The 20,486-nt window shown below is 69.9% G+C and carries 19 protein-coding genes; 4 read left to right on the forward strand and 15 right to left on the reverse strand.

What is annotated here, in order from left to right:
• Positions 1–410: 410 nt before the first annotated feature.
• The 9 genes from AKJ13_RS23495 to AKJ13_RS23535 all read right to left on the reverse strand — a co-directional run bounded on the left by AKJ13_RS23495 (position 411) and on the right by AKJ13_RS23535 (position 8,822).
• Entirely contained in the window at positions 411–1,259 is an 849-nt protein-coding gene (locus AKJ13_RS23495; RefSeq protein WP_348270969.1) for a zincin-like metallopeptidase domain-containing protein, read from the reverse strand.
• Positions 1,260–1,654: 395 nt separating this feature from the next.
• On the reverse strand, positions 1,655–1,987 hold the full coding sequence (locus AKJ13_RS23500) for a hydroxyisourate hydrolase (protein ID WP_050735540.1): 333 nt from the start codon (positions 1,985–1,987) through the stop codon (positions 1,655–1,657).
• Positions 1,984–3,414 (reverse strand): amidase family protein, encoded by a 1,431-nt coding sequence (locus tag AKJ13_RS23505; RefSeq protein WP_050735541.1) that lies wholly within the window; start codon positions 3,412–3,414, stop codon positions 1,984–1,986. The genes AKJ13_RS23500 and AKJ13_RS23505 overlap by 4 nt, the downstream gene beginning before the upstream one ends.
• Entirely contained in the window at positions 3,411–4,163 is a 753-nt protein-coding gene (locus AKJ13_RS23510; RefSeq protein ID WP_050735542.1) for an aspartate/glutamate racemase family protein, read from the reverse strand. Before AKJ13_RS23510 ends, AKJ13_RS23505 begins: the two co-directional genes overlap by 4 nt.
• 6 nt (positions 4,164–4,169) lie before the next feature.
• A complete protein-coding gene (locus AKJ13_RS23515; RefSeq protein ID WP_050735543.1) occupies positions 4,170–4,988 on the reverse strand; it encodes an ABC transporter permease in 819 nt (272 codons plus the stop codon).
• 9 nt (positions 4,989–4,997) lie between these two features.
• On the reverse strand, positions 4,998–5,882 hold the full coding sequence (locus AKJ13_RS23520) for an ABC transporter permease (RefSeq protein ID WP_050735572.1): 885 nt from the start codon (positions 5,880–5,882) through the stop codon (positions 4,998–5,000).
• A gap of 17 nt (positions 5,883–5,899) precedes the next feature.
• The gene (locus AKJ13_RS23525; protein WP_050735544.1) at positions 5,900–6,943 is read right to left on the reverse strand and encodes an ABC transporter substrate-binding protein; all 1,044 of its coding nucleotides are present in this window, start codon (positions 6,941–6,943) and stop codon (positions 5,900–5,902) included.
• 26 nt (positions 6,944–6,969) lie between these two features.
• A complete protein-coding gene (locus tag AKJ13_RS23530; protein ID WP_050735545.1) occupies positions 6,970–8,058 on the reverse strand; it encodes an ABC transporter ATP-binding protein in 1,089 nt (362 codons plus the stop codon).
• Complete coding sequence (locus AKJ13_RS23535; protein WP_082317092.1) at positions 8,055–8,822, reverse strand: aspartate/glutamate racemase family protein; 768 nt, start codon at positions 8,820–8,822, stop codon at positions 8,055–8,057. The genes AKJ13_RS23530 and AKJ13_RS23535 overlap by 4 nt, the downstream gene beginning before the upstream one ends.
• Before the next feature lie 149 nt (positions 8,823–8,971).
• Here AKJ13_RS23535 and AKJ13_RS23540 point away from each other — a divergent pair, with 149 nt between their 5' ends.
• Positions 8,972–9,706 carry a GntR family transcriptional regulator gene (locus AKJ13_RS23540; RefSeq protein ID WP_050735546.1) on the forward strand — a complete coding sequence of 245 codons (735 nt, stop codon included), beginning with the start codon at positions 8,972–8,974 and terminating at the stop codon, positions 9,704–9,706.
• A gap of 408 nt (positions 9,707–10,114) precedes the next feature.
• Complete coding sequence (locus AKJ13_RS23545; protein WP_050735547.1) at positions 10,115–11,707, forward strand: ABC transporter substrate-binding protein; 1,593 nt, start codon at positions 10,115–10,117, stop codon at positions 11,705–11,707.
• A 19-nt stretch (positions 11,708–11,726) separates the two neighbouring features.
• Here AKJ13_RS23545 and AKJ13_RS23550 read toward each other — a convergent pair whose 3' ends face one another.
• A complete protein-coding gene (locus AKJ13_RS23550; RefSeq protein ID WP_050735548.1) occupies positions 11,727–13,193 on the reverse strand; it encodes an amidohydrolase family protein in 1,467 nt (488 codons plus the stop codon).
• A gap of 214 nt (positions 13,194–13,407) precedes the next feature.
• On the opposite strand from AKJ13_RS23550, the gene AKJ13_RS32825 reads away from it, so the two are divergent.
• Together AKJ13_RS32825 and AKJ13_RS31585 are read left to right on the forward strand one after the other, a co-directional pair.
• Positions 13,408–13,641 carry an aspartate/glutamate racemase family protein gene (locus AKJ13_RS32825; protein WP_244471701.1) on the forward strand — a complete coding sequence of 78 codons (234 nt, stop codon included), beginning with the start codon at positions 13,408–13,410 and terminating at the stop codon, positions 13,639–13,641.
• Between the two features lie 133 nt (positions 13,642–13,774).
• Positions 13,775–14,515, forward strand: a complete 741-nt coding sequence (locus AKJ13_RS31585) for an amidohydrolase family protein (protein WP_244471702.1) — start codon at positions 13,775–13,777, stop codon at positions 14,513–14,515.
• Positions 14,516–14,525: 10 nt separating this feature from the next.
• Here AKJ13_RS31585 and AKJ13_RS23560 read toward each other — a convergent pair whose 3' ends face one another.
• From AKJ13_RS23560 to AKJ13_RS23580, 5 genes are all read right to left on the reverse strand, one after another.
• On the reverse strand, positions 14,526–15,812 hold the full coding sequence (locus AKJ13_RS23560; protein WP_050735549.1) for a hydantoinase/carbamoylase family amidase: 1,287 nt from the start codon (positions 15,810–15,812) through the stop codon (positions 14,526–14,528).
• A 177-nt stretch (positions 15,813–15,989) separates the two neighbouring features.
• Complete coding sequence (locus AKJ13_RS23565; RefSeq protein ID WP_050735550.1) at positions 15,990–17,531, reverse strand: amidohydrolase family protein; 1,542 nt, start codon at positions 17,529–17,531, stop codon at positions 15,990–15,992.
• Positions 17,532–17,556: 25 nt separating this feature from the next.
• A complete protein-coding gene (locus AKJ13_RS23570) occupies positions 17,557–18,363 on the reverse strand; it encodes an ABC transporter ATP-binding protein (RefSeq protein WP_050735551.1) in 807 nt (268 codons plus the stop codon).
• A complete protein-coding gene (locus AKJ13_RS23575; protein WP_050735552.1) occupies positions 18,353–19,282 on the reverse strand; it encodes an ABC transporter permease in 930 nt (309 codons plus the stop codon). Before AKJ13_RS23575 ends, AKJ13_RS23570 begins: the two co-directional genes overlap by 11 nt.
• Before the next feature lie 4 nt (positions 19,283–19,286).
• Positions 19,287–20,339, reverse strand: coding sequence for an ABC transporter substrate-binding protein (locus tag AKJ13_RS23580; RefSeq protein WP_050735553.1), 1,053 nt, complete (start codon positions 20,337–20,339; stop codon positions 19,287–19,289).
• Positions 20,340–20,486 lie beyond the last annotated feature (147 nt).

Below are 20,486 nucleotides of genomic sequence, written 5' to 3' on the forward strand. Positions count from 1 at the left end.
TCCCAGGCTCGCTGCGGCGGCGCAGGCGCCGCCGCAGCCGCCGTGCCCGCGGTCCCGGGGGTAGTGCCGGTCGATCGTGTCCGCCTCCGCAGCGAACAGGGGCGTAGCGCCGGCCGGCGCAGGCAGGCGGACGCGAGGCCAGCCCAGGCGCGCGACGAGGCCCGCCTCGAGCCGGTCGGCCCGGGCGAGCGCCCGCTTGTGGGCGGCCATCAGCGCCTCGAACTGCGCGAACAGCCGCGGGATCGGATCGTCGGGCGGGGCCGGGGCGGAGGGCGCCGTCCCCACGCCCGCGACGGCCGGGATCGGCGCCAGGGCGAGCAGCGCCACCAGCCGCCGACGCGTCGGGCTGCGCGAGCTCGGGGCCTCGGCGGGCCCGGAATGCGAAGGGACTCCCCTGGTGTGATCGCCACTCACGCCGCGATCGCGGCATCGGTTGCGGGCTGCGCGAACGCTTCGAGGTACTGCGCGGCCCGCGAGGCGAGCGAGGCGGCGGTGGTCAGCGCGCGGGGATCGTCACGCACGAGCGGCAGCCAGCCGGCCATGTAGGCGGCGTGATTCGGGTGCGGCTCGGGGGCGAGGCCAAGCCCGGCGAGGACGAAGGCGGAGCCGAGTTCGGCCACCAGCTCCTCTGCGGCGTAGACGCGGGTGGCGAAGCGGGTGGTGAGTTGCCGATCGAGGCGGTGGGGCGTCCTAGTCCAGTGCACGAGTTCGTGGGCGAGCGTGCCGCAGTAACCCGCGGCCGAGCGGAAGGCCGCGCGCTCCGTCAGGCGGATTTCGTCGCGGGCGGGGAGGTAGCAGGCCGAGGCACCCGTGCGAATCACCGCGCTGGTGGCGGCGACGAATCGATTGAAGGCCGGGATGGGGCCGATCGGTATGGCGGGGAGCGCGGGCGGCTCGGGGGTGCCGTCGACCTGGGCGGCGTTGAACACGGTGGAGGCGCGCGCGACGAAGCGGGGCGCGGCCGCCTTGTCTTTGCTCGTCTCTCCCGCGGCCTCGAGGGACAGGTCGCGGTAGAACAGCACCGCCGTGCCCTGCTCGCCGCGTCGGACCTGCGCGCCCTGCTCTGACCACTGCCGGTAGGTCGCCCAGCGCGCGTCGGCGTAGCCACTTTCCTGGCCGGCGCACCACAGAGCCAGCGTATTGATTCCACGGTAGACTCGCCCGGTGAAGGCGTTGCGGGGTAGGCCGCCCGCGCCGTGGTACCAGGGGCAGACCCACGTGGTGGGGTCAGCGCTCGAGCTGGCGCAGAATGGCGGCAGTTACGCGTGCGTGGGGATCGGCCATGGGTCCTCGTTGGCGGTGCGCCGATGCGGGGCACGGCGGCGGACGAGGGAGGTTCACGAACGGGTCAGGGTTGTTGCTCTCGGGCCGCTCATACCTGGGGTGATAGACGAAGGCGGGTGATCGCACCGGCATGTCCGCTCACTGATGCTACAAGGCAGAACCTTGAACGACTAAGTTTGGCCGAAAGCCGCTGGTCTCGTTTGGACTGGCGAAGAGGTTGAAGCGGACGCACCGCATCCACAACGGGTTCGGCGGAGATGCCCGTCGACGTCCTTTTCGAAAACGGTTTATCGGCGCGCAGATCCTGTGCGGCGCGGGGCAAGCTGTCCCGGTGTTCAAGGCCCGTCCCACGCGTGTTGCTTGTGTAGCCTCAGCAGCCGCGGAACAAAGCTATGCCGAACGCGGTGAACTTCAGGGGCAAATGGCAATGACTGGCGGGATTGGTGATCCGGAAGCGGATCGACGCCATATTCAGGAAACCGTCGCCAGCCTCCCCGAGAAAATCCCCGATGTCGAACGCCACCTCGTAGAGACCAGCGGCGAGCCGCGTTCGCACGATTGGATGCGCGAGTGTGCCATCGGCCCCGATCTCGCCCTCCGCGATCACCGCACCGCGCGCGCCCACGGTCAGAACGCGCACGCACAGGCCTTCGGCCGGCCGGCCGGTTGCGGCATCGACGGCGTGGATGGACAGGCCCGTCATGGATCGGTGTCCTCCCAGAGCATCGGCCAGGGATGGGCCGCTTCGTAGGAGGCCGCCACCGCGACGAGGGTCTCATCACCGCCCCAGGGCGCCACGAGCTGGAATCCGATCGGCAGCCCTGCGCCGGAGGGGCGGCACGGGATGGAGATCCCGGGGCAGCCCGCGGCGTTGACGAAGCCCGTGAAGGTCGCCGAACCGCGGGGACCTACAGGCACGCCGGCAATGCGGTCCGGATGGGTCTCTTGCGCCGACCAGGGCAGCGCCGCGGCCGTGGGGGTCATCAGGATGTCGTGGCCCGCGAACAGCGCGGCGAGGTCCTGGCGCAGCGCCAGCGCCATCCGCTGCACGTCGAACAGGTCGACCGCCGACAGGCTCGCCCCGGCCTCCGCCAGGGCGCGGATGTCGAGACCCAGCGCGTCGCGCCGGCCCGGGTGCGCGCGCATCAGCCAGGCAATGCCGGCTTGGCCGAGGATCGGCCAGGCATCCGTGATGGCCGTCGCCGCGTCGAAACGGCCGGTCTCGACCCGGTGCCCCAGGCCGGCCAAGCGCCCGGCCGCCTCGGCGACGCTGTCGGCGATCTTAGGATCGACCGGAGCGGTCCCGAAGGCCGGGACGTAAAGAATCCGCAGCGGGCGCTCCGGCACCGCAGCGGTCCCGAACGGGCCGAAGCCGTTCGGCGCGACGGAATCCGGATCGGCCGCCCCGAGGATCCGCATCGCCGCCGCGAGGTCGTCGACCGTGCGGGCCATCGGTCCGACCACTTCGAGGTCGAGCATGATCGGCGGCAGGCCACCCCGGCGCGGCACCCGGCCGGTAGTGGGTTTCAAGCCGACGAGGCCGGTATGGGACGCGGGCCGGCGGATCGAGCCGCCCGCGTCCGTCCCGAGCGCCAGCGGCCCGATCCCGGCAGCCACCGCCGCGACGGCGCCGCCACTGGAGCCCCCCGGCGTCAGCGCCGGATCCCACGGGTTGCGGGTGACGCCGAAGACCGGGTTGCCGGTGTAGCCCTGGACGGTCAGTTCCGGGACGTTGGTCTTGGCGAGGATCACCGCCCCGGCTGCGCGCAGACGGCGCACCGGAGTCTCGTCCTGGTCGACCCTGTGCTCCCCAGAGAGCCGGCTGCCCCAGCGCGTCGCGAAGCCGTCGACGTTCAGGCTGTCCTTGATGGTCACCGGCACGCCGTCGAGAGGGCCCAGCGGTGTGCCCGCTCGCCAGCGCGCCTCGCTCGCCATGGCGGCGCGTTCCGCCCCATCGGAATCGATGGCGACGAGGGCGTTGAGGGTTGGGTTCACGGCCTCGGCGCGCTCCAGGCAGGACCGCGCGGCTGCGACGGGGCTCGCCGTGCCGGCCGCGTAACGGCGGCACAGGGCGGCCGCCGAGAGGGTCCAGAGCGGGCCGGTCTCGCCCATCCAATCGGTCCGGGTCATGTCTCTCCCGCGCGATGCGCGATCCATTGGGCGAGCGGGCCAGTCAGGCCGGTGGCGGGTTTCGCGGGCGGGCGGGCGAAGCGCCCGGCCGTGGGCGGGCGTGTCCCGAGCCGCACCAGCGCCTGCGCCTGGCCCAGGGCCGCCGCCAGCGGATCGATCAGCGGAACCGGCACCGCCTCGCGCAGGACGGAGCCCAGGCCGGCAAGCGGCGCCCCCGCCAGGATCACTGTATCGGCGCCGTCCGTGACCGCGCGCTCGGCCAGAGCGAGGATCTCCGGCCGCAACACGTCCTGAACCGCGGTCACGTCCGCGAACGGCCGGCGCACCGCGTAGAGCCCGACGCAGCGCGCCGTCAGCCCCGCCAGCGCCAAGGCATCCTCGTACCAGGGCAGCAGCGCGGGCGAGAACGTCACGACCGCGAACCGCGCCCCGAGCTGGCAGGCGGTTAGCATCGCGGCCTCGGCCATGCCGACCACCGGCAGGTCGAACAGCTCGCGCGCCGCGATCAGCCCGGGATCGCCGTAGGCCGCGATCACCGCCGCGTCGTGGCCGGCGTGATGCGCCGCCAGCGTCTCCAGCACGGCCGCGCCGGCGAGCTGCGCCTCGGCCCGGCTCGCGATGTAGGGCAGGCCCGTCGTGGCGGTGAGCGCGGTGATCTGCACGTCGGGGGCGAGGGCCGCCTCGGCCGCCCGCGCCATGCGTTCGGTCATCGCCGCGGAGGTGTTCGGGTTGAGGAGCAGGATCCGCATGGCAGGTCAGCCCGCCATCCGGCGGGACAGGCCGGCGGCCCGCTCCATCACCACCGCCAGCACTACCGTCACCAGGATCAGCAGGCTGGAGGCCGCCGCCACCGTGACGTCGAGGCGGCCCTCCAGATCCTGCCACATGCGGATCGGCAGCATGTCGGTGGCGGCATCGCGCAGGAAGAGCGAGACCGGGACGTTGTCGAAGCTCGCCATGAAGGCGATGAAGCCGCCGGCGAGGATGCCGGGCCGGATCAGCGGAAGGGTCACCCGGCGGAAAGTGTAGAGGCGTGACGCGCCCAGAGAGGTCGAGCTCTCGAGCAGCACCGGGTCCATCTGCGACAGGGCCGCCACGGTGGTGCGGACCACGAAAGGCACGCACACCACGGTGTGGCCGAGGACGAGGGTCAACGGCGAGACCGGGATGCCGGCGAGGCTGAACAGCATCAGGGCGGCGAGCCCGAAGGCCAGGGCCGGCAGGACGAGCGGCGACAGGAACAGGCTGTCGAGGAGCCGCGCTGAGAGCCGCGGCGACCGGGCGAGGGCGAGCGCGGCGGCGGTGCCCAGCAGCACCGACAGCAGGGTCGTCCACCCCGCCACCACGAGGCTGTTCCAGGCGGCGGCCCGAAGCTGCTCGGCCTCCGCCAGTGCTGCGTACCAGCGCAAGGCGTAGCCGGGCGGCGGGAAGCGCAGGGAGAAGCCGCTGGTGAACGAGACCACGACGACGATCACGGTCGGCGCCGCGAGCAGGACGAGGCAGAGCCCGGCGAGCAGCAGCACGGCGGCGTGGAAGCTGAACCAGTCGAAATCGCGCCGCATGCTCGTTCTCATCAGCGCTCCTCAGGCTTGCGCGTAGCCGCGCGACAGGCGGCCCACCAGGTTGAAGACGGTCACGCAGGCCAGCACCGCCACGAGAAAGACGATCGCGATCGCCGCAGCGAACGGCCAATTGTTGAGCGACGACGCCTGCTGGTAGAGGTACATCGGCATGAACAGCATCTGCCCGCCGCCGATCAGCGATTGGGTAATGAAGGCGGTGATCGCCGCTGCGAAGGTGAGGAGGCAGCCCGCCACGATGCCGGGCAGGCAGAGCGGCAGCGTCACCCGGACGAAGGTGCGCCACGCCCCTGCCCCGAGAGCCGCCGAGGCATCGGCGAGGTTCGGGTCGATCCGCGACAGGGCGGTCACCAGCGGCAGTACCATCAGGGGCATCTGCACCTGCGCCAGCGCCAGGACGAGGCCGCCCTCAGTGTAGAGCAGCTTCAAAGGCGTGTCGGTGAGGCCGAGGGCCAGGAGTCCGGCATTGACGATGCCCTGACGCCCCAAGATCACGATCCACGCGAAGGTCCGCACCACCACGCTCGTGAGCAGCGGCAGCAGCACGATGAGGGTCAGCAGGCCGCGCAGCCGGCCGGGCGCCCAGGTCAGGAGCAGCGCCAGCGGCAGGCCGAGCAGCAGGGTGAGCGCCGTGACTTCGACGCCGAGCCACAGGGTCGAGCCGAGCACCCGCAGGGAGAACGGATCGAGCAGGAACCGGGCGTATTGGTCGAGGCCGAAGCGGGTCATGCCCGGATCTGCGTAAAAGCTCACCAGCACCAGGAGTGCCAGCGGCGCCAGGAAAAAGACCAGGAAGAACACCCCGAGCGGCAGCGCGAGGCGGATGTCGTAGGCGGCCATCCAGGGATGGCCCGGGCGGCCCGGCGCCGCCACCGGGTCGGGCGCCATCGGCGCGAAGCCCGCGGTCACACCCGGATCTCTCTATTGAAGCGCTCGATCCAGGCCGCCCGGCTGCGGTTGATCGCGGCCCAGTCCTGGAAGACCGACTTGCGCTTCAGTTCGTCCGCGTCCTTGGCCAGCACCTTCGCGACCGCGCCCTCGATCGCCACCTTCCGGTTGGTTGGGACGATCAGATAGGGGCTCTGCATCAGCTTGACCTGCACCTCTGGCGAGAGAGCTGCCTCGATCAGCGTGAAGGCGAGATCCTTTACGGGCGTGTTCTTGACGATGTGGATCGTGGTCTTGAAGGCGATGATACCCTCCTTCGGCGCGGCGAATTCCACCGGCACGCCGCGGGCTTTCAGGATCTGGATCGCGTTGAAATTACCTGGCCCGATATCGACCTGCTGCTGCTGATAGAGGGCAGCGAGCGCGCCGGGATTGGCCGCGACGGCGGCGAGGTTGGGCTTGAGCGCTTCCAGCGCCTTGAAGCCGGGCTCGATATCGGTCTCTGAGCCCCCGTGCATCCGGGCGATCTCCACGAGGAAGCCGGTGCCCAGCGTCGAGTTCAGGTTGGTGATGCCGACCCGTCCCTTGTATTCGGGTTTCCAGAGGTCGGCCCAGGAGGTCGGCGGCGTCTTCACCGTCTCGGGATTGTAGGTCAGCCCGACGATCTGGAAGAACGGGGCCGGGCCCATCGGCTCCTGCGCATCCGCGATCAGGTTGGCATAGTGGGCGGACTGGGCCACCGGATAGGGCTCGACGAGGTCCTGAGCGATCGCAGTGAGCGCGGGACCGGGATCATGCAGCATCACGTCGATCGGCGGGTTGGTGCGGGCCGCCTGGACCTTGGCGATCTGATCGACCGAAAGCATCGGATCGAGGATGATGTCGCCGCCCGTGTTCTTGCGGAAGGCCGGGACCAGTACCGCCCGGTGGGCCTCTTCCCAGCTGCCCGTGAAGGTCGCGAAGACGAGCTTGCGGGCCTGCGCGTGAGACAGGCCGGGGAAGGCCTGCGTCGCGCCGAGCGTCAGGGCGCCGGCGAGGAGGCTGCGGCGGTGCAGGGTCATGGTCGGAATCTCCTGGCGGCTCGGCTTCAGTGGCGGGGGTCGGGGAAGACGCTGACCCGCTCCGGCACGATCGGGCGCAGGCGCACGCGCGTCCCGGGCGGTCGCGGGCCGGCGCCCGCCGCGCGGGCCTCGGCGGTCTTCAGGCGCGCGCCGCCCTCCAGGCGGATCTCGTGGACCAGCGTGGCGCCGAGCGGCAGGCCGATCTCGACGACGCCGTCGAGCCCCTCCCCACCCGTTTCGAAGGCGACGTGCTCGGGCCGCAGGCAGGCGGCCACCCGCGTTCCGTCCGGCATCGCGGTGACGGTGGGGAGCAGGCCGCCGCCTGGGAGCGCCACCGCGCGGCCGCCATCCGGCCCGGTTGCGAGTTGCCCGTGCAGGACGTTGGCCGTGCCCACGAAAGTGTTGACGAACAACGTCTCGGGGCGGTCGTAGACGTCGGTCGGCGGCGCGAACTGCTCCAGGCGGCCGGCATTCAGCACGGCGACCCGGTCGGCCATCGATAGGGCCTCCTCTTGGTCATGCGTGACGATCAGCGTGGTGGTGCCGGCGCTGCGCTGGATGCGCTTGATCTCGATCTGCATGTCGAGGCGCAGGTTCTTGTCGAGGGCCGCGAAGGGCTCGTCGAGGAGCAGGATCGAGGGCCGCACCGCGAGCGCCCGGGCGAGCGCCACGCGCTGCTGCTGACCGCCCGACATCGCCCGCGGAAAGCGATCTGCCAGATGCTCCAGGCGCACGAGCGCCAGCATCTCGGCCACCCGCGCCTTTTGATCGGCCCGCCCGACGCCCCGCGCGGCGAGCCCGTAGGCGACGTTCTCGGCCACGCTCATGTGGGGGAACAGGGCGTAGTTCTGGAACACGATGCCGACGGTGCGGCGGTTCGGCGGCAGGTGATCGACCGCCTGCCCCCCAATGATGACGCGTCCCTCCGTCGGCTTCAGGAAACCGGCCACCGCCCGCAACAGGGTGGTCTTGCCGCAACCGGAAGGCCCGAGCAGCGCGACGAGTTCGCCGCCCTTAATGTCGAGGGTTACGGTATCGACGGCGAGCGCCGTGCCGTAGCGCTGCGTGATCCCGTCGAGGATCAGGGAGGTCCTGGCTCCGGTCGCGGCGCTCACGGCCGGGCCTCCGCGAACACGCGACCCCGCGCGGCGAGATCCGCATGCCTGCAGCCGGCGAGGTCCAGGCCCTTCCAGAGGGTGACGGCGACCGAGTCGAGGACCGGCACGCCGAGTTCGGCCTCCAAAGCCGGGGCAAGCGCCGCGCCCGCGAGGTTGGTGCAGACGATCGCCACCGCATCGACGCCTTCGGCCGCCACCCCGCGGACCATCTGGGCGATCGCCTCCGGGCCGACCGTGGCGAAGGCGAAGTTCTCCGACAGTCCACAATGGCGCTCGGCGGCGCAGTCGAAGCCGGCTGCCCCCCAATTCGCCTGGATCTGCCGCTGGACGTCGCCCGTGTAGGGCGTCACGAGACCGATCCGGTCATAGCCCCGGGCACGGAACAGGTCGCGGAAGGCGAGCGCGGCGGTGGAGGCGAGGCAACCGGTCCGGTCCTGGATCGCGTCGCGCAGGCGCTCGTCGGCGTCGAAGCCGAGCCACGCGCCGGAGGTGCCGTTCCACAGGATCGCCGCCACCCGAGCATCGGCGAGCAGTTCGGCCGCCATCAGGATCGGCTCGGGGTCGAACTGCTCCAGGGCCGCCTGCGACAGGCCGATCTGCGTGACCCGGAAGCGGGAGAAATGCGCGCTGACCTGCGCGCAGCCGGCGAGCAGATGCGCGGTGGCGGGTTCCAGCACGCTGTTCGACGAGGGCGTGAGCATGCCCAGACGCGTCGTCCCGTTCGGTCTCGCCATCGCATCCGTCTCCGATGCAGCGAACATCTTCCAGGTGCGACGGGCCAACAAGGTGTTTTCTGCATGGTGCATGCAATTTGCGCAGATGCCTGCTAGGGCACCGCAACGACGCTAAAAACGGGTCACGGACCCGGAAGTCGGATGCGTTAGGCTGGTGCCGTGGAGTTGGGAAACCGATGGAAGTGGTCGCACGCCTCCGAGGCCGCCCTCGCAAGGCCCTGAATATCCCGGCCGCGCCGCTCCCGCGAACCGGCCTGCACGAGCAGGCGGCCGGCCGGCTCAAGGACATGATCGTCCGCGGCGTGCTGCCGGCGGGCGCCCCCCTGGTTGAGAAGGATCTCTCGATCGCGCTGGGGGTTTCCCGCACGCCGTTGCGGGAAGCCCTTAAGCTCCTGGCAGCAGAGGGTCTGGTCGAGCTGCATCAGAACCGGAGCGCGCGCGTTCCGGACTGGGAGCCGGAAGACGTCCTCGAACTGTTCGAGGCGTTGGCGGGCATCGAGCGGCTGACCGCGGAACTCGCCGCGACTCGGATCTCCGACGCCCTCTTGGGCGAACTGCGCGAGAAGCAGGCGCGGCTCGATTGCATGCACCGGGACAAGGTGCTCGACGCTTATTTCGCCCTCAACCAAGAAATCCACCGGACGATCGTGACGGCTGCCCACAACCGGCCATTGGCCGAGGCTCACGCGCCTCTCCAGGCCCGGGCCCAATGGGCACGCCTGCGGGCGCTCTCGACTGGCAGCCGGTGGGAGGAATCAGCTCGGGAACACCGCGATCTGTTCGGGGCTCTCGATGCGCGCGATGCCACGGAAGCCGGCGCCATCGCCTATCGGCACGTACTGCGCACCGGTGTCGTCATCGCCGATACCCTGAGGGCGCAGCGCGCGAAGGCCCCATCCGTAAGAACGTGACGGGTAGCGCATGCGGTCTGGATCGGATCGCGCCAAGCAGACACGACTTCTGAGGTCGGCACGGATTGGATGACGTCGCGCAGGTGAGCTGACCGGGTGGCTTTGAACCCGGCTGACAGAGAGGATCAGTTTAGGACCAGAGAAGTTGAGGATGGCGCGTGCGGCGTATGTCGGCACAGTAAAGGTAGCGTGTTGACGTCTCATATTAGCTCGCAGCACGTTCAATCATTGTGCGAGTCTTGCTCGATCGTGCCTTAACGCTTGGAGGCGGCCCAAATTCGCTTTCTCCTGATCCAAGTGCCGTTGTTCGGCCCCATTCCTGCAAGCCCCCGCGAGGTGGATCGCTCGGTAGGTCCGGGCTGGTGTCAACGCACAACGATCGCGCCGAGATAGATCGGGAACTCTTCAATGAAGCGACGGACGCTGTTGCAGGGTGCGGGCGCCGTGGTCGCCAGCGCGGTCGCGGCTCCAGCCCTGGTCCGGGCGGCTGCCGCCTCGACCCTGCGCTTCATCCCGCAGCAGGACCTCGTAACCCTCGATCCGGTCACGACCTTCGCGTACATCACCCGCAACCATGGCTACATGGTCTTCGACACGCTCTACGGCATGGACGCCTCTTTCCGCGCCACGCCCCAGATGGTCGAGGGCCACCGTGTCGAGGCGGATGGGCGCCGCTGGGATCTGACCCTGCGCGACGGCCTCCTCTTCCACGACGGAACCCGTGTGCTCGCCCGCGATTGCGTGGCCTCGCTGCGGCGCTGGGCCAAGCGCGACCCCTTCGGTGGCTCGCTCCTGGAGGCGACGGACGAGCTGTCGGCACCCGATGATCGGACCATTCGGTTCCGCCTCAAGCGTCCGTTCCCGCTCCTGCCGATCGCGCTGGGCAAGGCCTCGGTGCCGGTCTGCGCGATGATGCCGGAGCGCCTCGCCGTGACGGACCCGTTCCAGCAGGTGCCGGAACTCATCGGCTCCGGGCCGTTCTGCTTCAAGGCGGACGAGCGGGTGCCCGGTGATCGGACCGTCTACACCCGCTTCGAGGGCTACGTGCCCCGCAAGGACGGCCCGCTCACCTGGACCTCGGGTCCCAAGGTCGCCCACTACGACCGGGTCGAGTGGCGCGTCATCGGCGATACCTCCACGGCGACGTCCGCGCTGATCGCCGGCGAGGCCGACTGGCAGGAATACGCCTCGCACGACCAGCTGGGTCTGCTGAAAGCGGCCAAGGGCGTGAGCACCCGCGTACTCGATTCGACCGGCTTCGTGACGATGCTGCGGGTCAACCACTTGCAGCCGCCCTTCAACAACCCGGCCATCCGGCGGGCGCTCTGGGGAGCGATTGACCAGACCTCCTGCATGCAGGGTGTCGTGGGCGCCGACGATCCCAGCCTGTTCCACGTGCCCCTCGGCTTCTTCTGTCCCGACACGCCGATGGCCTCGATGGACGGGCTCGCGCCGCTCACGACGCCACGCGATCCGGCACAGGTGCGTGCCGACCTCAAGACTGCCGGCTACGCCGGTGAGACCGTGCTGCTGATGGTGCCGTCGAACTCGGCGCCGCTCCTGGCGCTCGGTCAAGTCGCGGCCGACCTGCTGCAACGCGTCGGCATGAATGTCGAGGTCTACGCCGTCGAGTTCAACGCGATGCTCCAGCGGCGCAACCGCAAGGGGCCGGTATCCGAGGGCGGCTGGAGCGCCTTCGTCACGAACTGGTCCGGCACGGATTGGCTCAACCCCGCCGGCTACATCGCCCTACGGGGAACCGGCGAGACCGGCTATGCCGGCTGGGCCACGACGCCGCGGATCGAGGCCCTGCGCGACGCGTGGTTCACGGCCCCGGACGAGGCGGCGCGCGCTGCCCTCTGCCGGGACATCCAGCTCCAGGCCATGGAGGACGTGCCCTACTACCCCCTTGGCCAGTACCTGCAGCCGACTGCCTATCGCTCCGGCCTCACCGGGATCCTCGACGGGTTTCCAACCTTTTGGAACGTGCGGCCCGCCTGAAACTCGCGGCGCCGAGGCCTCACAGCCCTGGGAAGGTCGGCGGTGCGATGGCGTCGGGGCCGCGTCCCGCCCAGTCGAGCTGCCGGATCTGTGCGAGTGCGCGACCTTGCGCTTCCTCAAGGGCCGCGGCCGCGGCCGCGTAGTCGACCGTCAGGACGCGACCGTCGCGCACGATCTCGCGGCCATCGACGAAGACCTGCCGTACAGCGCGGTCGGCGGCCGAATAGATCAGCGACTGTATGGGGTCGCGGCACGGCCGCATGGCGGGATGCGTGCAGTCCACGAGCACGAAATCGGCCTTGCAGCCCGCCGTGAGCCGGCCAATGTCAGAGCGCCCCAGCGCCAGGGCCCCACCGATTGTGGCGGCGTGAAACACGTCCGCCGCGCGGGTGTCGCGGGGGTTCTCGGCGACGACCCGGGCGAGGTACGAGACGAGGCGCATCTCGTCGAGCATGTTGTGTGGATAGACATCGGTGCCGATGCCCATGTTGACGCCGGCCTGGACGTAGCGGCCGAAATGATTGAGCGCGATGCCGCGGCGGGCGAAGACCGTTGGGCAATGGGCGACCGTGGCGCCACGCTCGGCCAGGCGCCGCATGTCCGAGCCCGGGCTGTGCCAGTGGGTCCAGGGATGGTCGTCCACGAAGATCCCGTGGCCCACGATTGTGCGCTCGCTGAGCACCCCGAGATCGTCGAGCCACTCGATCGGCGTCATCCCAGTGCGGCGGGTAATCTCGTGGAATTCCGACAGGGACTGCGCCGCATGGGTGTGGAAGCGCAGGTCGCGCCGCACCGCCTCGGCATGGGCGTCCCGCATCAGTTCCGCCGTGCATGTGTCCACCTGCGCCGGGCAGAGCATACCGAAGAGCCGTCCGCTCGGATGCACCTGCGCGGCCTCGATCTCGGCCAGCGCCTGATCCAGGCCGCGCCGGCCGGCGGCCTCGTCCCATGCGTACTCCACGCTGTGGCCGTTCCGGGTTAGCCAGCGGCCGGACCGGAACATGGGGGCGATGCAGACCCGCAGGCCCGAGCTTCCGAGGAGGTCGAGCCAGCCCTCGCTCGGCAGGGCGAGGTCGCACACCGTGGTGACGCCCGAGAGCGCCAGCTCCGCCAGAGCGACCCCGTAGGCCGCCCGCGTGCCCTCCGCATCCGGCCGGAGGATCGGAAGGTACTCGTAGAGCGAAGTGTTGTAGAGGCGCGGGCTGCCGACCTCGTCCCACATGCCCTTGTTCATGGGTTCCGAGAACAGGTGCGTGTGGATGTCCACGAGCCCCGGCATGATCATGCAGCCGGATGCGTCGATGGTCCGGACGGGCGGGGGCCCCGCGTAGTCCGGACCGACATGGACGAGGGCACCATCCTCGAAGGCCACGTCCGCGCCGCTGCGGTAGACATGGCTGCCGCTCTCGGGATCCCAGGCAACGACCCACCGGGCCCCCGTCACCAGGGTGACGCCGGCCGCCATATCCGCAGCGCTGTCGTGCATCGAGAACCTCCTCACCGGGTCAGGTACGCGCGCAAGATCGGTGCCCGATCCGGCGAGCGTCGCAGGTGGCGCGCAGCCCGAATCTCGCTAGGTCGGGATCGGTCCGTCGAGGGCAAGGTGGCTCTTGGCGGGGTGAACAGGAGGCCGCATGCCCAATCCCGGCGTCATCAACCCAGCGCGCATCCTGGTGATCAACCCGAATTCCTCCTGAACGGTGACGGCCGCCGTCGATGCGGCGCTGGCGCCGCTGCGCCTGCCAGGCGGTCCCGCCATCACCGTGACGGCCCTGCCTGAAGGGCCCGAGAGCATCTCCGCGCAGCAGGATGCGGATCGCGTGGTGATGCCACTGGCGCGGCGCATCGCGGCGGATCCGGCAGACGCCTTCGTCATCGCCTGCTTCAGCGACCCGGGCCTGCAGACCGCACGCGAGGTCGCCGACGGCCGGTGATGGGGATCGCCGAATGGGGGATCTCTCGCGCGCTCACCCTTCGCGAGCGCTTCGGAATTGTCGCGTTGTCGGAGGGCGGCGTGCACCGCGAGCGCCAGATGGGTCTCGGGGGCGCTATACCGGCAGCCGGCCGGTGGAGGCGCGGGCGGACGAGACGGTAGGCGAGGTCATTCGCGCCCGCCTGATCGCGGCGGCCCGGATCCTGATCGAGCGCGACGGCGCCGACGCCATCGTGCTCGGCTGCGCCGAGGAGGAGCACCGGCTCCAGGCACGCAAGCCGCTGTTCAGCCGGGGACAACCGCACCGGACCCACATGGAGTGGCGCGACGAGGAATGCGCCTTCCTGGGCACCCGTCGCCTTATAGCCCCGGCCTGCAAGAGCGGTCAGGCGACGCACATCCTTCACGTGTCCACCGCCGAGGAACTCGACTACCTCCGGGGCTATCGCGACATCGCGACCGTCGAGGTCCTGGTCAACCACCTGACCAAGGTGGCGCCCGACTGCTACGACAGGCTCGGGGTGATGAATACCCCCATCCGCAGCGAGCGCCATCGGGCTGCTGCCTGGGCCGCCGGGCGCCTGTCGCTGGCGCGCCTTGTCGATCTCATGGCGGCCTGTCCGGCTCGGGTTTACGGCCTCCCGGGCAAGGGTCGCATCGCTGCCGGGTACGACGCGGATTTCACCCTCGTGGACCTGAAGGCGCTCCGCACGATCAAGGAATCTTGGATCGTCTCGCCGTGCGGCTGGACGCCATTCGCAGGCACTGCCGTAACGGGCTGGCCAATGGCCACGATCGTGCGCGGCCAGCCCGTCATGCGCGATGACACGATCCTCGGCAGTCCGAGGGGCGGTCTCGCGCGTTTCGCGGCCTGACGGCCTGGCCTCAGACCTCGCAGGTCTCCGCAACCAGCCAACTGGCGAGGATCGCGACGGCATCGAGAAGATCGTCGATGGCCATGGCTTCATTGGGATTGTGGCTGCCGTTGGCGTTGCGCACGAACAGCATCGCCATCGGCACGCCGGCCTTGGCGAAGGCGGCAGCATCGTGGGAGGCCGGGCTGCCAAGGAGCTGGGTCGCGATGCCGAGGGCCTCCGCCGCCGCAGCAAGCCCATCGCGGATCCCGACCGAGACCATACCGACACCCGCTTCGGCGCGCACGCCGAGCGTCACCGTCACGCCGCGGCTTTCCACGACCGTCGCCACCGCGTTCAGGAACGCGGCCTCGATCTCCGACAGAACTTCGGCCGCGTAGGCCCACATGTCGAGGCTAAACCGGAACTCGCCCGGGACCGTCGTCAGGCCATGCGCCGCGGCATCGGTATGGAACCGTCCGAAGGTCACGGCTATCGGGCAGCCGGCCGCCTCTCGCGCCTGCCAGATCCGGTCGAGGGCCAGGGCGATCTCGGCGCCGGCCATGGCCGCATCGCGTCGGAAACGGCGCGGCGTGCCGACATGGTCGTAACGCCCGGCGATGCGGACGTCAGGATAGCGTACGTTGCCCGGGATGCCGGTACAGAGGCCGACCGGGATCCCGGCTTCCTCGAGACTCGGCGCCTGCTCGATATGCACCTCTAGGAAGGCGTGGATCGCGCCTGCGTCGATGGCGGCCCTTCCGCCCACCAAAGCCTCCGGATCGCCGCCCTCACGGGCGATATGCTCGCCAAGACGCAGGCCGCTATCGATCCGGACTGCGTCGAGCGCTCCGTCCGGCAGGGTACCGAGCGCCGCCCGGCTGCCGAGATACGAGACCTGGAACCAGACGCTCTCCTCGGCGCGCACGCCCATGACGGTCAGATCCCGCGACGGCCTCAGGCCGAGGCTGCGGATCGCCGCGATGGCCGCGAGCCCGGCCACCACCCCGGCCGCGCCGTCGTAGTTGCCGCCATGGGCAACAGTGTCGAGGTGGGAGCCGATCAGGATCGGCGGCAGGCTTCGATCGCGCCCCGGCAGGGTCATGTAGGTGTTGGCGGCGGCGTCCCGATGGACGGTGAGACCGAGATCGGCGGCGCAACGCATCATCACGGCGTGCGCGGCGGTCTCCTCGGGACTGTACGAGGCTCGCGTGATTCCGGGATCGGTTCGGCCGCATCCGGCGAGCTGCGCGAACAGGTCCTCGACCCGGGCTTGCTGCGCGCGAGCCGCTGAGCGGATCGCTGAAACCTTTGCCATCCGCTGTCCGTCCGCTGCCAAACACCCCATTGCCGGCGACGCCGCGGAGCCGCCCCGATGCCGCGGGCGCGACCCGCGCCTCTCGCACGATCCCGCGCGCGCCCAGCGGCCCGAGGGTGCGCACTCACGAGAGTGGGACGCGGGCTGAACGTCCGGCTCTCCGGGGGACTGCGCGCCTCAGACGCGCGAGCTCGGGCGGTAGAACGGCTCGTGCCGCGCAGGGTCGATGTAGTCGGCGTAGAAGCGCCTCGCATGCGGCAGGAGGGCCTTCGAGAGCTGCCGCCGCTCGACCTCGTCGTCCGACAGCGCCCGCGACAGGTCGTCGTGCAGCGCCTTCAGGGCAGCATCGCGGTCGACCCGGGTGAAGCGCCCGTCGGCGTAGAGCACCTCGCCCTCGCACAGCACCGTGGTGACGCCGCCGGTCTTCGCCCGCTGGATCACCGCGTCGAGGAGCGGCGTCTCCGGGTCGAGATACGGGTAGGCGATCTGGTCCCAGTCAATCAGGACGAGGTCGGCGCCCTTGCCGACTTCGATCGTGCCCAGGCTGTCGCCGTAGGGGGTGGTGCGGGCGCCGCCGACGGTCGCCATCCGCAGCACCTGCGCCATGCTCGGCACGTCGGCCTCGTCCATGCCGGGCACCCGGTGGGCGCGCAGCACGAGGCGCATCTCCTGGAGCATGTCGCGGTCGTCGTTGATGCCGGCCTCGTCGAGGCCGATCGCCGTGTTGATGCCCTTCGCCTCGAACCGGTTGAGCGCCGCCACGCCGGAGCGCAGCCGGAAGTTCGACGAGCAATTGTGACAGATGCAGGTGCCGGTCGCCGCCACCCGCTCGATGTCGGACTCGTTGAGCCAGACGCCGTGGCCGAGCGTCAGGCGCGGACCGAGCATGCCGAACCGGTCGAGGTACTCGAGGGCGGTGCCGCCGCCGCGCTTCTCCGCGTAGGCCTTCTGGTAGGCGGTCTCGACGAGATGCATGTGCATCGGCACGTCGTAGGATTCGGACAGTCCGGCGAGCCCTTCGAGGGCCGCGTCGGAGCACCAGTGCAGGTTGGCGGGCGCCAGCTGGATCTTGGCCCGCGAGGCCCCCTCCTGGCCGCTATGCAGGCTGCGGAAGAGCGAGAAATTGTCCTCCAGGGACATCTGGAAGCGCTCGAACCAGCGCTTCATCGGGTCCTGCAGCGGCGCCGGCAGGCTCGCCACGAAATCCATGTCGGCCTGGTAGACGAGACGGTTCTGGTCGCGGACCGCGAAGCAGTACGAGACCCGCATGCCGATGTCGCGATAGGCGCGCAGCACCTCGTTGGAGCGCGCCTCGACCTCCTCCAGGGAGCCGGGCATCCAGCCGTGGATGTGCTGGACCGTGGTGATCCCCGAGCCGACCATCTCGAAGGCGGAGTACAGGGTGTCGAGATACAGGTTGAGGTTGCGCGCCACCATCCGGGTTACGAACCACAGCTCCAGCGGCATGTCAGGGGATCCGAGCTGGACTGGCGTCAGGCCGACATGGTGGTGGCCGTTGACGAAGCCCGGCAGCAGGATCTCGCGGCCGGATCCGATCACGGGGGCGTCGGGGTAGCGGGCATGCAGGTCCGCGTAGGTGCCGACCGCCGCGATGATCCCGTCCGTCTGCAGGACCGCGCCGTCGGCGATCTCTTCCCAGCGATCATGGTCGAGGGTGCGGGTGATCATCCGCCGGCTGCGGATCAGCGATGTGGCCATGGTCGTGTCCGTGTTGGGGAGGGGTTCAGACGAGCGCTTCCTGCTCGGCGAAGGCCCGGTCGACCTCGTCGCGCAGGAGCTCGGTGAGGTGGCGCCGCAGCGCCTCGGCCTCGGGCGAGAACGGGTCGCGCGGGCGGGCGAGGTCGTTGCGGACGATCGTCTTGATCCGGCCGGGGCGGGCGGTGAACACCACCACCCGGTCGGCGAGCGCCACGGCCTCGTCGATGTGATGGGTCACGAACAGCACCGAGGCGCCGCTGTCGCGCCAGACGTCGAGCAGGAAGTCCTGCATCTTCTGGCGGGTCTGGACGTCCAGCGCCGCGAAGGGCTCGTCCATCAGCAAGACCTTGGGGCGCATAGCCAGCGCACGGGCGACCGCCACCCGCTGGCGCATGCCGCCCGACAGCTCGTCGGGTCGCTTGTCGAAGGCCTCGGCGAGGCCGACGCGCTGGAGCGCGGCCCGGGCGATGCTCCGGCGTTCCGCTTCCGGCACACCCTTCAGCGACAGGCCGAAGCTGACGTTCTGCCAGACGCTGAGCCAAGGGAAGAGCGACGTCTCTTGGAAGATCAGGCTGCGCTCCGGCGACGGGCCGGTGACGGCCTCGCCGAAGGCCAGGAGCTCGCCCCCGGAGGCGGGTTCGAGCCCGGCGATCAGGTAGAGCAGCGTGCTCTTCCCGCAGCCCGAGGGCCCGAGGAACACCACGAACTCGCCGGGCCGCACGGTGAGGTCGATGTCGCGCAGGGCCTCGTGGGCGCGGGCGGTGCCAGCCGCCCAGACCTTGGCAACGCCGCGGCAGGAGACGGCGTCGAGGGGAGCGGACTCAGAGGCCAAGGGAGGACCCCGCGTCACGCGGCAGCCAATACAGCATCCGCCGCTGGACCAGCCGGAACAGCAGGTCGAAGGCGAAGCCGAGCAGGCCGATCAGGGTGATGGTGAAGAAGACCAGCGACGGGTTGAAGGTGTTGCGCGCCAGCATGATCACCTGGCCGAGCCCGTAGCCGACACCGGTCGCCTCGGCGACGAGCACCACCATCCAGGCGCCGAACAGGTTGAGGCGCAAAACCGCGAGCAGCCCCGGCAGGATCGCCGGCACGATCACCCGCGCGTAGATCTGGCGCTTCGTCGCCCCCATGGTCCGGGCGACGTTGATGTAGTTCCGGTTGACCCCGTCGATCTGGTGGATGGTCGAGAGGACCATGGTGAAGAACAGCGCGATGAACACCATGAAGATCGCAGGGGCGTTGCCGATCCCGAACATGAAGATCGCCACCGGCAGCCACGCGATCGGCGAGACCGGGGCGAGCAGCGTGATGGTCGGCAGGGTCAGCCGCTCGAACAGCACGACGTAGCGGATCGCCACACCGACGAGGATCGACAGGGTCGCGGCCAGGGCGAGGCCCGCCAGAACCCGGCCGGTGGAGGCGAGCACGGTGATCAGCACCGCCATGGCGGGGCTTGGGCCGGTATTCATTCCGGTGCCGATCTGCCAGCGTTGCGCGGTGTTGAAGAAGCGCGCCTGCTCGGCGAGGTTGCCGAGGAAGATGTGCGGCGGCGGCAGGAGCTTGGCGTCGGCGATGCCGAGCCCCCACAGCAGCTCCCAGAGGCCGGCGAAGCAGCCGACCGAGACCAGCATCCAGCCGGTCCGGCGCAGCAGGGGGACGAGCCCGTCGGGCAGCGCGAGGCGCTGCGCGAACGGGAGGCGCGGCTGGCCATGCGGGACGGCGGCGGCGCGGGCGAGATCGATGGCCATCCGCTTAGGCCGACTTCAGCTTGAGCTTGCTGTAGAGATCCGGGTTCTCGGCGATGACTTGCTCCAAGAGCGTCCAGTCGATTGCGCCGCGGCCGGGCTTCTTCTTGATGTAGCCCATCTCGGCCACTGAATCGGTCCGGTCGAGGATGAACTGCGTCTGGTTGCGGGCGTCCACCACCGAGGGCTGCCGGCCCATGGCGAGCTGGGCGTTGCTCATCGAGGTCTTGTAGTAGGAGCCGACGAGCTTGTTCAGGGCGGCCTGGGGGTCGCCCTCGGCCAGGGCCTGAGCCTTCATCATGCCTTTGATCAGGGCTTTGACTGCGGCCGGGTTCTTGGCGATCAGCTCGTTGCGTACGGCGAGCACGCAGTCGGTATAGCCCTTGCCGTAGATGTCGGTGCCGTCGGAGAGCTTCACGGCGCCCTTCACGTCGGTCAGCAACGCCGTGCCGTAGGGCTCGATCGTGGAGATGATGTCGAGGGCGCCGGCGCGGAACGCCTCTACGGCCTCCGGGGTGGAACCCATGTAGCGGACCGTGATGTCCTTGAAGGCCACGCCGTTCTTCTTCAGCCAGTCGTAGGGCAGCACTTCGAGCGTATCGAGCTGAAAGGTGCCAAGCGTCTTGCCCTTGAGCTTCTCCGGACTGTCGAGGCCCGGCTGGGCTACGAGCACGCAGCCCTCGATGCCGCCGCCCGCCACGATCGTCACCGGGGCACCGGCGTCGTAGAGCGCCATGAAGCTGGTGTAGGGCATCACGCCGGCATCGACCTGACCCATTCCGAGGAAGGTGACCTGATCCGAAAAGGTCGGCGTGTTCACGAAGTCGATGGTGAGACCGTCGTCCTTGGCGAGTTGCATCGCCTCGGCCAGGAAGAAATTCAGATTGCAGAAGCCGGTCCCGTGCGTCGCCCGGATACCGGAGGCCGCCGCGGCCCGGCCGACGAGGCCCGGCCCCGCCGCGAGGGTCAGCGCCGCGGCGGTGCCGCCGAGGAAGCGCCGGCGGCTGGTCTTGAACCGCGAAAAGTCGGGGACGCGATAATCGCCGTGACGGTCGCACATATCGGCTCTCCTCAGGAGGCGGATGTCGGAGTCTTTCAGGCGGTGCGTCGGCTCCCGGCCGAACGCGCGACGATGTCGAGGTCGTGACAGGGGCAAAGCGGTCGCGGAGATCCGGTCACCCGGCACCTCACAGTATCGACGGCACGC

The sequence above is a fragment of the Methylobacterium sp. ARG-1 genome (assembly GCF_001262595.1).
GTDB classification, from domain to species: domain Bacteria; phylum Pseudomonadota; class Alphaproteobacteria; order Rhizobiales; family Beijerinckiaceae; genus Methylobacterium; species Methylobacterium brachiatum.